Raw genomic sequence first — 15,532 nt, forward strand, 5'->3', positions numbered from 1 at the left:
CGCCAACAGCGACCATTCGCCGCAATCGCATGTCCTCTTCCCGTCAGTCGCGCGGGGGGTGGTATCCCGCCGCAGGGGTGCGTGCACCGTTGCCGCCGCGCAGCGGTTCCTGTAACGATCCGCGACAACGCCTCGGCAGCTGATCATTTCCCAACTCGGTCCGTCAACTGCCTTGTTGGGGTTGAGAGCAGAAGGCCAGGGAAGCCCGGCACACTGACGTGGTTCGCGATGCTCGACCGTGCTGGAGGTCCTGCCATGATCTGCGACTGCGCCACCGGTGAGCTCGTCAGCTTGACAATCCCGAGCCAGATGCCCCTGGGCCTTTGGTGTCGCCCCGCTACTTCCGACGTTGGCAGAAGATGCCCAGCGGGACCACCGGGCGGGGTGCTGGGTGAAGCCTGGAGAGTCGGCTAGAGGGCGTATATCGGAAGTGGATCTTGAGCGCGACATGATCCTGATTCGTGGCACGTGAAGATCTGACGGACGAGCAATGGGCGGTGCTGGAGCCGTTGTTACCGAAGGGCAAAAAGTCCGGCCGCCCGCCGACATGGGCCCGGCGACAACTGATCGACGGCATACGGTTCCGGGTCCGCACCGGTGTCCCATGGCGGGATATGCCCTCCGAGTACGGACCCTGGGGCCGGGTATACGACCTGTTCCGCCGCTGGCAGCGGGACGGCATCTGGCATCGGGTCTTCGCCACCCTTCAGGCACGGGCCGACGCGAAAGACCTGATCACCTGGGACCTCAACGTCGACTCCACCGTCGTGCGGGCACACCAGCACGCCGCGGGAGCAAGGAACAGGGGGCACCTGCAAAAGGAGCCGCCTGGTGGCCACACTGTCGAGCCGGACGACCACGGACTCGGACGCTCGCGCGGCGGCCTCACCACCAAGCTGCATCTGGCCGTTGAACAGCGGCAGAAGCCCATGTCGATCGTGATCACGGCCGGGCAGCGGGGTGACTCCCCACAGTTCGAGGCTGTCCTGAGCCGCGTCCGAGTGCCGCGGCTCGGGCCGGGCAGGCCCCGCACCCGGCCCACCCGCGTGCGCGCCGACAAGGCGTATGCCTCCAGCAAAAACCGCGCCTACCTGCGGCGGTGCGGCATTCGCTGCACCATCCCGGACAAGGCCGACCAGGCGCGGAACCGTAAGAAACGCGCCTCTCGTGGCGGCCTGCGCCGTCGCGTCCCAGCCGTACAGGCACGTGGCCAGAGAGCAACACTAGGCATCCTCACGGGCAACCTGCCGGGCGAGGACGTCGCGGTCGATGTACAGGTAGACGGCGGCGACCACCTCCGCCAGGCCTGTGTCCCCGTACACACAGCACATCCCGCGCGCCGCGACCGTATGCCCGCGTGGTCTGCGGAGCGCCGTTGGGGGCGCGACGCTGCTCGTCCCGATTCGGCGACTGCCGGACACGAGTCCGTCCGGAAGACCCCGCATCGCGAACGTCGGATCGGGATCACCGGATCGGGGGAAGGCCCCCGAACTCCCGTGCCCTCCCACAGGGCAGAGGGGTTGAGGTCGTGGCATGGGCTCGATGCGGTGCGGGGAGGACCGGGGTGTCGGCGGTGGCCGGGACGGCAGCGGCCGTTCAAGAACTCGACGAGGACCAGCGCGCGGCACTCGACGCCTGCGTGGTCGCGGCGCTCGCCTTGAGTAGCAGTGAGGGCGAGGCACAGGGGCAGATGCGGCTGCTGATGGAGTGCCATGGTCGCTACGTGCGCTCGTTCGGGGTCGTTGAGCAGGCACCGTCGTACGAGGTGTTCACCCGTCGGCTCCGTGGAAGCCGGGTGGCCGATCTTCTGCCGGGACGGCCTCAGGGGTCAGTGCTCGGCAAGCTGTGGCTGCTCGATGACGACGGCATGCCCAGCTTGGCGCTGCACCGGCTCGCGGTGGAGGCCTCTGAGCACGGCCACCAGGCCCCGGGGATTGGTGCCGACATCCGGCATCTGCACAGCCTGCTGCGGGCGGTAGGGATGCTGCCGGTGAGTAGCGGGCTGTCGCGGATCTCCGGCGAGACCGTCCAGCACGCCGTCTTCCGCGCGCTGAGGGGCGCAGGTTTCGAGGCGTACACCCGGGGCCGGGAGGCGATGGTCCGTACGCCCGTCCTGACACGGCGCGCTTTGTCCCGGAACACCGCGTTGGTCGAGCTGGGCGCGTACACCGGTATCTCCCCGACGCGGCAGTTCGGCGGCCTGTGGGCAGCGTGTCCGATGTGCAGATGGACGATGCGGGCCACCTACCGCCCCAACGGCGTGGTGGACGTCGAGTGTGAGGACGAGCGCCACAGCCTGCTGGGCTCCCGGTATCGGGCCGAGCCGGCTGCGGTGGAGGGCTGGCGCCTGGCCCCGTGCGGCGAATTGCGCACCGTGCCGGAGTTGCTGCCCGTGGAGGGCTACGTGGCGTTGCCTTACGCCCTGTGGCTGTGGGTGACGCTCCCGGGCTTGCTGGAGGTCGAGCTGCGCGACCGGCTGGTCGTCTTGGGCGCGGAGGTGCGGCTGTGGCCGTTCGGCGACGCCTATGACCTGCATGTCACTCGTCCCGGCCGGTCCAGGGCGTGGCGCGTCGACGTCAAGACTTGGGCCGACCCGTACGGGCTGGCCCAGAAGCTGCGCGAGGATCCGGAGGGGCCTGGCGAGCTGTGTTTCGTGGTGCCTGAGCACCTGCGGGGATATCTGCCGTTGCTGCGCCGGGTGGTGCGCGGCAGCGGGGCGCGCGTGCTGACCGATGCCGACCTGGTGGCGGAGGTGGAGGGGGCGTGAGCAGGACGCTTGCCGGGGCTCTTGCCTTGGCCGAGTATCTTCTTCCCGCCCGGTTCCGCGATGGGCGGCAGGTGGTACGTGTCGCGGACGCCCATGTCCTGCTGAGCGGGCACGCGCCGCGTGCCGTGGCGGGTTGGGAACAGTGGTCGGAGGCGGACAAGCAGCGCCTCGGCGCGCTGTTGGGTACCCGCCATCGGGGGGAGGCGCTGCTGCACCACGTCGAGCGGACCGTCTACGACGTCTTCCATACCCCGGGCGCGGATGACCCGCTGCCCGCTCTCTACGCGCTCGGGTACAGCGAGCGGGGACGGGCGCTTGAAGTGCTGCCTGCTCACGGGCAGGACCCTTCGGACGTCGCCGAACGCCTGCTCGCGCCGGCCAGGCGCCGACGGCTGCTGCGGGTCGCGAGCGGATCGGGCTGGTCGGCGCCGACATCGCGTGGGCGGGTCCAGCTCGCTTTCCCCGACGAGCAGGGGGTGTACAGGCCGCCTCAGGTCGTGACCGCGCCGTCGGTGGAGTTGGTGGTGGACGCCGATGAGCTCGGCTGGCAGAGCCGGGACACCGACCAGGACATGAAGGGCCCGGCCTTCCGCGAGAAGCAGATCGCGCTGCTGCTGCGCGGGACCATCGGTGGCGGACGCCGTCCTCTGGAACCCGTCGTCCTGCCGCCGGGCCGGATGCACCTGCTGAGTGCGCCCCCGGGCGTAGGCAAGAACGTCTTCGGCCGGGGGCTGGCGATCCAGCAGGCAGGCCTGGGCCGCACCACCGTGCTGGTGGTCAGCGACAACGGCGACGTCTACGGCGAGGCCGCCACCTTGCAGCAGGAGCTGCGGGCGGCGGGCGTCGAGGCGACGGCCACGCCGTTCATCGCCCCCAACAGCCGGTACAACTTCGCGCTGCGCTCCGCCGCGAAGCTGGAGGGCACCGGCGTGCCGCTGGCGCAGGCCTCGGCGAGCATCGCCTTCCTCATCAACAACTCCGCCTACGGGTGCGCCGCGCAGGCGCAGCTCGAGGGGCGCGACGCCTTCGAGGCCGGCAGGGAGCCGTGCACGGTCATGGCGTCGGATGCTTTCGGCCAGCCGGAGCGGGCGCTGTGCCCGTATGTGTCGTCCTGCGGGAAGTTCTCCCACGTCGAGGCCGCGACGACGGCCAGGATCATCGTGACCACCCATGCCTGCTTCCAGTCCGGGATGATCAAGGTTCCGGTGGAGGTCGACGGGGAGGTCCGCAACAGCATCAGCGTGCGGGAGTTCCTTCTGCGCCTGGCGTCCTATGTGGTCGTCGACGAGGTCGACGCCTACCAGTCGCGGGGGTTCGACGAGTGCGGCGTGCTGGAGCTCGCGTCCCGCTCCCACCCGACCACGGTGCTGCGGCGCATTCGCGACAGCCTGAACCAGGCGCCGCCGCGGCTGGCGATGGCCGTGCGCCGGCCCCTGACCCGGGCGGTGTTCCTGGCCGAGCAGCTGCTCGACCTGGTGGCCGGGGAGGAGGTCTGCACCGAGGTCGCCCAGGCGCGGGCCCTGGCCCGCGGGCAGGACCCGCGCCGGACGCGGCAGGTCCTGCAGGACCGCAAGCGCTGGTATCAGCCCCATCAGTGGGACCGGCATCTGCTGGAGAACCTGATCGGGGTGGACCCTGATGCTGCGGCCACCGCTGAGCAGGCCGACTGTCTGCAGGCTTTGCTCCCGCGCGTGGCCACCCGGCCGGGCGACCGCCCTTCCTGCGCCGTCCTGCCGGATCGGCTGCTGCCCGTCCCGGGCGTGCTGGAGCGGATGCTCACGATCGACGAGGGCGGGGAGTGGCAGCTTGGCCCCCTCAAGGACGAACTGCGGGAGATCATCTGTGCCGCGCTGCCCGCCTTCTGCGCCACCGAGTGCGGAGACGACGGGGCACCTGCCGAGTCCACGGTGCCGGCGCAGCGCGGGCTCGACCGGCCAGAGCCGGTGCGGGCGCCCACGCGCACCGAGGTCACCGCGGGCGTCTTGCACGCGCTGATGATGAAGACGTGGCTGACGGCCATCGTCCACACGATGTTCAACCTGACGGACAGGGCCGGCGAACTCGCCGGGCACGGCATCGACGCGGCCTCCGAGCTCGCCGACGCGATCGGCCACCAGGGCGCCGGCACCGTCGTCCCGTTCGGGCCGCTGGGACGCCAGCTGGGCGGGTTCCGCTTCGAGGGGCTGGACGATCCAGATGCCCATGCGAGCTTGAAGATGGAGGTGCTGCGCGCCGACCCCCACACCGAGACGCAGTTCCTCGGCAGCATCGTCTCCCTCGCCCTGAGCGGCCGCCAGCGTACTGTCCTGGGCATGTCCGCCACCGGCTTCATGCCGGGCGCGGCACGCACCCACCTGCTCGCCCGCCCAGACTGGGCGATGCCCGACACCCTTTCGGGCGGCCTGACCATCTTCAACAGCAGCCCCGTCGCCGACGGGAAGCTCTTGGCCGTCGGCAGCACCCCCTACCGCGAACGCGACCAGCGGGTCATCTCACTGGCCGCCAGCTATGCACCGGGCTTGGTGCGCGACCTGGACCGGCTTGCCGCGGATGCGCGCACCCGGCATCGCGCGCGGGCCCTGATCACCGTCAACTCCTACCGGCAGGCCCGCCTGTTCGCCCAGACCCTGTACGACACCGCACTCGCCCTCGGGCGGCGGCTGCGGATCTACGTCGCCGTCGCGGACACCCCCGACCCCTCTCTGCCGCCGGTCTGCGACGCGATCGGCCAGCTCACCCGCGACCGTTTCGCGGAACTGGCGGACCTCGACGGCGAGGTGCTCATCTCGCCGCTGCCGCGCACCGAGCGGGGCTTGAACGTGCTGACCGTGTTCGAGGGCGTCGCCGTGTCAGCCATCACCCTGATCGCCATGGCTGTCCGGCCGGTCATGCCGGCGGACGACCCGGCGGTGCTGGCGGCCAGTGTCGCCGCCCGGGCTTGGCGCGACACCGTGCCCGGCGATGACCCCGCCGCCGTCCTGGCCCAGGCCCGCGCGACGGCCGGCGCGCACCTGCGCCTGAACCTCAACGCGCCCAAGCGCTTCTCCGCCCTGCCCGACGAGCTGAAGTACGAACTCGTCGCCACCCTCCTCGGGCAGAGCGTCCAGCTGGCAGGCCGCGGACGTCGCGGGCAGACCCACGTCGAGCTCCACTTCATCGACGGCGCCTTCCACGACCCCACCTGGGGATCCGACCTGCCCACCCTGATCCGCGGGCTGCTCGAGCAGTCCCCGCAGGACGACCTCGCCCAGCTCGGCGCTTCTTACGGCCACACCATCGAGGAAATCGCCGAGTACGCCCACGCCCAGCACCTGCTCCCCGCGCTGCGCGCGGGCTTTGACGCCTACCTGAAAGAGTACGCATGAGCCGCCCGCTCGACAGCGTCGCCCGCAAGCAGGCCCGCTTGCTGCAGTTCCGCACCGCTCCCGCCGACCTGGGCGAGGTGATCGCCTACCGGCCCGACGCCCCCGTCATGGACCTGGCCATGGAGCTCTCGCGCGAGTACAAGCGCAACGTCGGCACCGGTCTGGACGTGCAGCCGCCCTACCGGGCGCTGGAGTGTGTCCTGCGCGCGGCGGCGGGCACCTGGGCGCGCTGGCAGTGGAACGACGGCTGCTACGAACTCCTGTGCGCGGCGCCGATCAGCGCCGAGGACCGGCGCGACGTGTTCCGCTACTGGGCCGAAGCCGTGGTCCCCGGCCCCGACGGCCGACGCATCGGCGAACAGCTGGCCGAACTCCTCGCCCGGGCCGAGCCCCGCTCCGCCGTCCGGCCCCCGCCGCCGAGCGCCGGCAAGCGCTCGCGCGGCTGGTGGCCGGGCGAACTCGCCCGCTGGCGCCTGGCCGAGGAACTCGCCGCCCTCGAGTGGCCCCGCAACGACGGGGCCCCCGTCCGTTTCGCCCTGTGCACCGACGGCCGCCTGGCCGCGATCGGCCACGAACTGCCCGCCGAACCCGACCGCAAGGGCACCGTGCGCCACCTGCTGCCCCGTATCACCATCGGCACCGCCGCCAGCGGGCACTCCCGGCGCCACGCGCTGACCGTGAACGCCACCACCACCCTCCTCGCCACCTCCTGGAAGGGTGTCGCCACCGTCCTGCTGGCCAACCCCGACCAGCCGCTCGTCGTCGCCGCGGCCACCGACGGCCCGCCATGGAAGCGCCGACTGAACGTCCCTGCGGTCGCCGCCAGCCGCCGCCTGGCCGCCCTGCCCCGCCTGAGCGCGAACGTGCCGCCGTTCCCCGAGCACCTCGCCGACGGCGCCCTGGCCGACACCGCTCCGGGGCCGGTCTGGGCCGTCGCCCCGGCCAGCGTCAGAACCCCGGGCCTGGGCCGCGGACACGGCATGGAGTTCTTCCGCCGCCTCGAAGAGGCCATCGACACCCGGTGCGAGAAGTACAGCCACCGCAGCCCCGTGTTCATCGAGGTCCCCGGCATCAAGGTGCCGCCCACCGAGAGCGGCTCACGCGTCAGCGGACCGATCCCCCTCGAACGGATCCCCACCGCCCTGGACGCCGCCGGCGTGGGCACACTCCTCGTCCCCGTCCTGTGGAGCACCGACGAGGTCCGCGCCCGGGTGAAGGCCGCGATCGCCGCCCAGTGGGGCCCCGGCGAGGACTGGAAGGCCGTCGAGGGCGTCGCCGAATCAGCCGTCGGGAGGCGTATCGAGGTCGTTTTCCTCCACGACAAGGTCGGTGCCCTCGGCCACGGACCGCGCACCAGCGCGGAACGCGAGCGGGATCTGGCGCAGATACTCGCCCCCTACATCCGCGAGGACACGCTCGTCGCGGCGATCTGCGAGACCGACTGGGACCCCGAGCGCTGGTACCCGAGCGTCGAAGCCCGCGAGAAGGCCGAGGCCGAGGACGGCAAGTGGCCCTCCAAGCAGGCTCTCGCGCGCCTCGCAGCGACCTCCCAGTACATCAAGCAGGCCCCGCCGCCGGTCCCCACCCACACCCGGGAGGGCAAGCCCTACAACGAGAAGTACCGCGCGAAGAAGGTCGCCTCCCGCCAGAGCGGCCTCGACAGCTCGACCGCGAACGTGCTGCGCGAGATTCTCAGCGGCGTCGGCGCCACCGACCACCGCCTCGGTGCCGCGTTCGGCAAACTGCCGCTCGAGAACTGGTGGCACATCGGCATCCACGTCCGCCGCCACGCCCAGCGCCGCACACCCGGCAAGCGCCGCACCACCGAACCGGCACCGATCACCGCAACCCTCACCGCCATGCGCCCTACCGGCGGAAAGGACGACCCCTGGCAGATCTGGGCCTACAGCCCGCAGGCCGGGCGGTGGCAGCCCCACAGCCCGGCCACCACCGCGCTGCACGCCGCCGACCTCGCCTGGGACGTCAGCGGATACCGCCCTGCTGCGGACGAGACACTCCAGGCCCGCGCCGCCGCGGACATCGTCGAGCAGGCCCTCATCGCCACCCGCACCCAACTCCCCGCACCAGCCCCCGCGGTGCTCTACGTCGACGGCGACGCTGTCGAGTACATCTGGGCGGGCCTCACCGACGAAGCCCTGGGTCAGGATCCGCCGCCCGGCATGCCCCGGCCGGCGTCCTGGCTGCCCGGCCACAGCCTCCCCCGCGCCCAGCGACCCCTGGCCACCGTCCGCGTCATCGGCGACCTGGAACGCATCGGCCGCCCCACCGGGGCCCACATGCGCACCAGCGACGGCAACTGGCGCGCCACCGACACCACCAACAGCCTTTTCCAACTCGCCACCGACGACGGCGCCGTCACCTACCCCGACCTCCTGCTCGTCAACGTCCCCCGCACCTGGGCCGCCGGCCCCGCCGGCCGCTTCGGCAAGGACGAGACACGCTTCGACAGCGCCAGCCAGAGCAAGAACGGCTACGCCCACACCGCCACCCGGTTCACCGTCATCGCCCAGAGCCCCGACGCCGACTGCGACCTCATCGGAGCCGTCGCCGCCGTCCTGACCAACCAGGGCATCACCTCCGACGTCCGCCAAAGCACCCCCACCCCCCTCCACCTCGCCCGCAGAATGGACACCACCCACCCCTACTACCGCCGCACCGCGGAAAGCACCGAGGACGCCCCCGACGCCGCCGAAGACGGCAACACCGCGCAAGAGGAGACAACCAGCCTGTAACCAAGGCGCGCTCCGACGAGGAGGCGCTCGAGGCGCTTCCGTCATACCGGATCGACGGTGAGGAGACGTCGGTCGAGGTCGAGGCGGACAGTGCCACCAGAACGGCCCGCTACCGTCCACCCTCACTTGCCCCCGGGCACGCTCATCCGTCAGCGGCTCCTCAAGCCAAGCGTGCAGCCCACCCAGCCATGCCCGACCCCAGGCACAAGGGGCTCGTCCAGACACCACCACATACCAACGATCACTGAACCTGAACCCTGCACAGCACAGATGACACGGCCTGATCACCAACCAGAAAACTGACAAACCTGCAGCTCAGACCCCACCCCACGATCAGCGCCCACAGCCACTGTCTGTACAGAGGCATCACGATCACCTGATCCCAGCCCCACCACAAACTGATCAGCGCAGGCCAGACCACCGCCTACTGATCACAGAGACTGATCCTGGACAGACGCGCTGCGGGAACTGGGCGTGGACTGGGCGTAGGCGAAGGAGGTGGGTCCAACGTGCAGAGTTGGACCCACCCTGCTCAGTTCTTCTTCGGGAGCCGTACGACTCGCCGAGTTCGGGGAGCCTCCGTGAGTCGGGCGATCTTGCTGTCGCTTCGCAACTTGTCCGGTGTGCCAGTGAAGGCACGTACTGCCTCGAACAGTTCACGGTCTGACCGTGATGTCAGTTTGGGCTCGATCGTGTCGAGCAGCACGTCCCAACGTGCCTGCGGCTTGACAGCCCAGAGTTTGGCGGAGATCACCGGCTCGGTGAAACTACGCAGGGCGCGCCCAGCTTGGCTGCTGGTCAGCTTGTCGAGCAGTTTGTCGTAGCTGGTGCCGGCAGCCCATGACACGCCGTACTCATTACCGAGGAAGACTTCGACGAGGGCGAGGACGTACTTGCCTTCCACGGCTTCTGGGATGTTGCCGTACTGGCCGGCGAGGGCGGTTAGGGCTCGTGCGGGTGCCGGCTCAGTGTGGAAGTTGTTGTACCCATGATGAGCGGCCAGCAGGTCGTCCAGTACCGCGTCCATCTCCGCTGCACGCTCGTGTTCCGGCAGGTAGGCACCGCCGTCGACGAGGTTAAGGAGCTCCTTGGCGGCGCGGGCCTGGGCAGTGTCGGCGCTGGCACGGAAGCGGCCGTACTGTACGCCGAAACGTTGCCGGGCGTCTTCGCTGATCTCCGGCCACAGCTCCGGCCACAGCATGAGGACGTTGTCGGCGACGATCGGTGTGCGGCTGGTGTTGGTGTAGAGGCCGAACAGGCCAGCGCCAAGTGCGTCAGCGCGGTCCCTGGGCAGGTCCTCGAAGAACGCGGTGGTGCTCTTGACCTCGCTTGGGTCAAGCCGATCCTTCTTGATGTTGGCCAGAAGCCTGCCGGTCTCTGCAGTGACCGTGTCGTACGGCAGTGTGATGACCTGCCGGACGCATGTCTCCAACCAGGCCGCGAGTTGCATGCCTGTCAGCTCCACCTGGTTGGGATGGGCCGCGCTGGCGTAGTTCCGCATGTAGCGAATGTGGTCAATCTGAGCGTGCCCGGTGGCGGAGAGCAGGCCGATCTCGCGGGCGGCCCTCAGCAGGTCAATGTCGTCGACCTTGACCAGGTCGTCCTCTGTCGACAGGTGCTTACGTCGATCATGCGACGGCACAGCGATGTCGAAGAAGTAGGCCAGGTCGTAGCCTGCACATCAGCAAGCTGATCGAGGAGCATCTCCTCGAACCGCTCGAGGTCATTTACGGCAGGCGACTGCGCATCTCGGCGCGCGATCTCATTCACCGCTCGAATGTATCCAGTCGGCGTAGCCGACGCAGGTCTGTTTCGTGGAAGACCCCTGCGGCCAGTAAGCCACCGCAACGTGACGGTGCAACACTCCCCCACCACGTTTCCCGCCGGGCTTCGACGGGCTGACGGGTGGCACGGGCGCGGCAGCCTCGGCCGACGCGCGACCGGCTGAGCACGCGCCCCGATCCCCAGTTGCGTCCACGCCGCCCAACCCGCCCTCCCACTCGCAGAGCGGCCGCAACGGGGATGTCAGCGGGCCGACCACGGCGAACTGCGTGGTGATCTGCCCGGATACGGGGACGGCCTTCCGGGTCGCGAATCAGCCAGGCTCAAACCTTGTCGCAACCCAGTGCTCCTGGTCGACCGAGGCGGCGGGTCAGCGGTCCACCTGGAGATGCGCGACGTCTACGCGGACGGCGTCGAATGGGGCGGCCGGGGAGACCCACAGCCGGGACGCGGGGCGCGGGCGGCGCGGAGGGCGGCGACGGAAACTGCATAGCTCCCACCAGCATGTGCGCCCGGTGCTACGTTGTTGCAAGGTTCCCTCTTGCCGGGACCTTGCTGCGGCACGCGGCCGCACGGTTCGACCAGTAGTGGGGGACGTGGCGCAAGCGCGATCGCATTCGGCCGCGGGCCAGATGATGGGCTACCTCTATCAATGCGAGCTAGCCCTTCTTGAACTCGCACGCCGCAGCTGGGACGAAAATACCGTTGAAGTGCGTATGGAACTTCTCGATGACATCGAGTTCCTGCGCCACGAGACGCAGGATCCCGTTGAGCTGCTGCAGTCCAAGTATCGAGAGGCGGCCGGGCAGCTCAGCGAGACTGGAAAAGACTTCTGGCGCTCAGTCACCTCTTGGATCGACTCTCTGAACGTCAGCGCCGACCAATCAGCCCTCCCGCTACCCATCCTGCGACTCGTTTCGACACAAGTTGCCAAAGAGGGGACCTTCCTCCACTTCCTGCGTTCAGGCCCTGACCGGAACGTAGGTCGGGCTCTGGCGCGCATGGAGGAAGTTGCCACCGACGCAGACGGACCCGGAACCACGGCTGACGACCGCGCGCTCTTCATGGAGCTCACGACAGCGCAACGGCACAAGCTCGTCACCGCCATGGTGGTCGATGACGGTGCACCAGTGATGTCAGACGTCGACCGTAGTCTCGCCAAGGAGCTGGGGATCACCCCTAGCGAGCACGCGGGTGCAGTGCTAGACGAGATCAAGGGCTGGTGGTATCGCGTGGCCGTGCGTCTGCTAGAGCGCAAGGACCCTACCTACATGCTGGCCTCGGTCAGTGCTGAAGAACTCCTGTGCCGCCGCGATGAAGCCGTCGATCGGTACACCGGCAAGAGCTTGCCAATCACCGAGACCCTCCGCAATCTCACCGAGGCAGAGATGGCCCCCTACCGGAACCGGCTGGTCGTTTCGCAGATGCAGTGGATTGGTCTCCCCGACACCGAGATCGCGATGCATCTACGCGACTACCACTACGCGCGGGCTCAGCGTTCCGAGTGGCTTAGGAGCTTCAAAGTCACCGCGGATGGGCTGGATGCATACGAGCGTGATCTGCACTACGAGTGGGAGAGCGTCTTCCGGCGTCGTACCCGCCGCGTCGATGATGCGACCAGCGAGGCCGCTCGGCAGGACATCGGTCAGGACGTCTTGGACGGGACGATGGAGAAGGTCGCTGATAAGTCGGCTCGGCCAGGCACCAGCACGGCCCCCTGGATCGGTCGCGGATCCATCCACGACCTCTGCGACAGGACGGAGTACGTGGGGAGCGATCGAGCTGTGGGCTGGCACCCCGACCACCCCCGTCTGTGCAAGGACCACATCGAGGCCGCGGACCAGTGACCACACCGGCCCCACTCCACCGCTCGGCGGAAGCGCAGGCGCTTCTCAACCCGGCATTCGGCGCCTACCTGCTGGCCCACAGCATCTACGCTGCGCAAAGCAAAAAGGGGCGGCCAATGCCGTGGCCGTCCGCGTTTCTCGTCCTGCCGCTCGTCCTTCCGGCCAAAGCTCGAAACAGCCTTCCGGGCAATTCGACGGTCTCACTCATGGCGTGGGCGGACAAAAACCCCCTTCAGCACGCAGCCTTCGCCGAGCGGGCGGTCTCGCTGACCAGCCTCACACGAATGAGTCTGCGTATGGCGATGCGCCACCAGGCTGTGGAAGTCACACCGCTCGGCCTGCGTTGTCCGCGCAAGCCCAAGGCGGCCCCTGGCTTCGGACAAGAGGTTGCGGAGTGTGCGCGCGCTGCGGCTCTGGTAGGCCGTTGGCTTGCAGCAACCGACCCGCATCGCGCCTACACCGCTCTTGGTGTTCGTCCCTGACCAAGGAGTCCCAGAACCGCCATGCAACTGCTTGCCCTGGCCCTCTACCACCAAGACAACAGGAAGCCCCCCAGGGTCCTGCGGTTCCACCCCGGGCGGCTGAACATCCTGACCGGAGAGTCCGAAACCGGGAAATCCGGCGTCCTCGCCATCATTGACTTTTGCTTGGGTCGTAGCAAGCCCGGGCTGCCCGACAACCCCATCGACCGTACCGTCGGCTGGTACGCGCTTCTAGCCGAGTTTCGTGACGGGCGCCGGATGGTTCTCGCACGGCCTCGCCCGGCCGGCGAGTCCACAAATGAGGCGTTCGTGCGCTCCGGAGACCAGACGCTCAGTCTGCCCAGCGCTGCTGAACTCCACGTCAACTCGAACGCCGCCGCGCTGCGCGGCGAGGTCAGCGCGCACCTCGGAATCGAAGATTTCCGCTTCCAGCCTCCAGCTGGTGCTGCCCGCTACCCCTTCGACGTCTCTGTAGCTCAGGGCGCCCTGTTCTGCTTCCAAAACCAGGACGAGATCGCTGCCTCCAAAACTCTGTTCCACCGTCAGACCGAGGATGGCATCGCGCAAGCCATTAAAGACACCCTGCCCTACTTCCTCGGCGCTGCTGGCCCTGAACAGGCCCTTCGGCAATACCGGCTCGGCGAAGCCCGCCGCGAGGTACGCACCGCGCAGCGCAAGCTCGACGCCGCCCTGCGACAGCGCGAGGTCTTGGACACCAATGGCATCGCCTTGCTCAGACTCGCGCAGAGTGAGGGGCTTCTCAGTGACGTTCCCGCAGCCCCTGACGCCGACACGGTGCAGGCCCTGCTCCGAAAGGCGCTCGCCGTCCCACCCCTCGCTCCGATCAGTTCCGACGTCGGCGACCGCCGTCAGGAGCTGAATGAGGAACGTCGAACGCTGCGGGCCCAGCTGCAGGAGTTCGATGCCGCCCTGGCCACCGTCGACCGTTGGCAGCGCAGAAGCTTCGACTTCACAGGAGAGCTGCACTCCAGGTCGACCGGCTCAAGACACTCGATCTTCTGGGACCTGAGAGGGATCACGACACCGGCGTCTGCCCAATGTGCACCCAGCCCCTTGAACACCGGGACCCTTCAGCCCAGGACATCTCGAGGCTGACGAACCGGCTCTCAGAGGAACTGGAACAGGCCGCCGGAGTTCAGCCCGTCCGCCAAGAGCATCTTCGGGCCCTGCAAGTCCAGCGCGATGGCCTGGCCGAGCGACTCAAGGCCAACGGCGTGCTCCTGAGAGAGCTGATGGCGAGCGATGAGAACATGGCTCGCCTGCAAGAACAGCATCTGCGAGCAGCGCACCTTCAAGGACGCATCGCACAATCTCTGGCTCATGACCGCCGGCCCACCGACGACGTCGGTCAGCTGCGCAATGCGCTGGCATCCGCACAAGAAGTCGTCAGCGTTCTCGAAGAGCACACAGCCAACGACGACGTACCCGCCGAGACGGAACGCCGTCTCGCTGACATCGCGGCTCAAATGACCCCGTGGGCGCGTCGGCTCGAGCTTGGTCAGTCAGAAGAGCCGAACGAGGCCGGCATCAGCTTCAAGAAACTCAGCGTGGTCATCCGGCGGCCCCAGGACCGTCTCCCTCAGGAACGCGTTGGCAGCGCCAAGAACTACATCGGCTACCACCTCGTGGCCCATCTCGCCCTGCACACCTACCTGCGCCGCCACCACAGGCCCGTCCCTAGCTTCCTCGCGCTGGACCAGCCCACGCAGGCGTTCTTCCCGTCCAAGCCCCGCGACGCGTCCACCGTCCCAGACGCCGACTGGTCCACCGTCACCGAATATTTCCGACTCCTACATGACGTCTCGGAACTCAACCAGGGCGATCTCCAGATCATCGTCTGCGACCACGCAAATCTCCCGGACGACTGGTTCCAAGAAGCAGTGATCGACAACTGGAGGCCCGACGAGGACGGCACACGCAACGCGCTCATCCCACCGCACTGGCTCACCTGACTTCACCAGCGAGCCCTCAACGCTTGCGTTGTGCCCCGCCCCCTCAGCACGCATCGAGCCCCGGCAGCCAGTCCCGGCTGCTGGGGCTCAGCCATCAACGCGGTGTGACATCGCCGCCGGGCTGGGCAGGCCGGGCCCCAGCGGCCGTCCTCGTCACCGATCAGCTTGGCGATCCAGTGCCCGGCGGCGCGATCATCTGTCCTCCGTGGTGTTGCAGGGCGCGGGCGGACCGCGTCCGCCCGACTTGATCAAGTCGACAACGGCGCAGCGCGCCGAAAGTCACTCCGAGGCTGCGGGTTCAGACACAGGCACTGACCATGCGCCGCACGGCTCAAGTGTCTGTCCGGTGGGTGATCACTGATGCGATGTGGGACCGGATTGAGCCGTTGATGCCGGCCAATCCGGTCCGCGGCCGGCGATGGGCCGACCACCGCCGAACTTTGGAGGCCATCGCGTGGAAGTACCGCACCGGCTCGCCCTGGCGAGATCTGCCGGGCGAGCTCGGCTCGTTCCAGACGGCGCTGTCACGTTGGTTGACCGGGTGGGATGATCTTCTGGTTGAT

Annotated in this window: 8 protein-coding genes and 2 pseudogenes; 9 read left to right on the forward strand and 1 reads right to left on the reverse strand. The window is 68.7% G+C overall.

The features are described from left to right. Positions 1–461: 461 nt before the first annotated feature. The 4 genes and pseudogenes from ACZ4YY_RS33870 to ACZ4YY_RS33885 form a co-directional block, all read left to right on the forward strand. Positions 462–1,175: pseudogene (locus ACZ4YY_RS33870) on the forward strand (IS5 family transposase); the annotation flags it as partial. 389 nt (positions 1,176–1,564) lie between these two features. Beyond that, positions 1,565–2,767 carry a restriction endonuclease-related protein gene (locus tag ACZ4YY_RS33875; protein WP_468298809.1) on the forward strand — a complete coding sequence of 401 codons (1,203 nt, stop codon included), beginning with the start codon at positions 1,565–1,567 and terminating at the stop codon, positions 2,765–2,767. Between the two features lie 71 nt (positions 2,768–2,838). Next, positions 2,839–6,132, forward strand: a complete 3,294-nt coding sequence (locus ACZ4YY_RS33880) for a hypothetical protein (protein ID WP_468298810.1) — start codon at positions 2,839–2,841, stop codon at positions 6,130–6,132. Then, positions 6,129–8,885, forward strand: a complete 2,757-nt coding sequence (locus ACZ4YY_RS33885) for an RNaseH domain-containing protein (RefSeq protein ID WP_468298811.1) — start codon at positions 6,129–6,131, stop codon at positions 8,883–8,885. Before ACZ4YY_RS33880 ends, ACZ4YY_RS33885 begins: the two co-directional genes overlap by 4 nt. Positions 8,886–9,417: 532 nt before the next feature. Here the strand turns inward: ACZ4YY_RS33885 and ACZ4YY_RS33890 are convergent. Then, positions 9,418–10,527 carry a hypothetical protein gene (locus tag ACZ4YY_RS33890; protein WP_468298812.1) on the reverse strand — a complete coding sequence of 370 codons (1,110 nt, stop codon included), beginning with the start codon at positions 10,525–10,527 and terminating at the stop codon, positions 9,418–9,420. A gap of 856 nt (positions 10,528–11,383) precedes the next feature. On the opposite strand from ACZ4YY_RS33890, the gene ACZ4YY_RS33895 reads away from it, so the two are divergent. The 5 genes and pseudogenes from ACZ4YY_RS33895 to ACZ4YY_RS33915 form a co-directional block, all read left to right on the forward strand. Beyond that, positions 11,384–12,514 carry an ABC-three component system protein gene (locus ACZ4YY_RS33895; protein WP_468298813.1) on the forward strand — a complete coding sequence of 377 codons (1,131 nt, stop codon included), beginning with the start codon at positions 11,384–11,386 and terminating at the stop codon, positions 12,512–12,514. Continuing rightward, entirely contained in the window at positions 12,511–12,996 is a 486-nt protein-coding gene (locus ACZ4YY_RS33900) for a three component ABC system middle component (protein WP_388193457.1), read from the forward strand. Before ACZ4YY_RS33895 ends, ACZ4YY_RS33900 begins: the two co-directional genes overlap by 4 nt. Before the next feature lie 21 nt (positions 12,997–13,017). After that, positions 13,018–14,112 (forward strand): hypothetical protein, encoded by a 1,095-nt coding sequence (locus ACZ4YY_RS33905; protein ID WP_468298814.1) that lies wholly within the window; start codon positions 13,018–13,020, stop codon positions 14,110–14,112. Continuing rightward, entirely contained in the window at positions 14,055–14,969 is a 915-nt protein-coding gene (locus ACZ4YY_RS33910; RefSeq protein WP_468298815.1) for a DUF3732 domain-containing protein, read from the forward strand. Before ACZ4YY_RS33905 ends, ACZ4YY_RS33910 begins: the two co-directional genes overlap by 58 nt. Positions 14,970–15,304: 335 nt before the next feature. Beyond that, positions 15,305–15,502, forward strand: a pseudogene (locus ACZ4YY_RS33915) (transposase); the annotation flags it as partial. Positions 15,503–15,532: the final 30 nt, after the last annotated feature.

The organism is Streptomyces sp. NPDC030143, assembly GCF_055573695.1.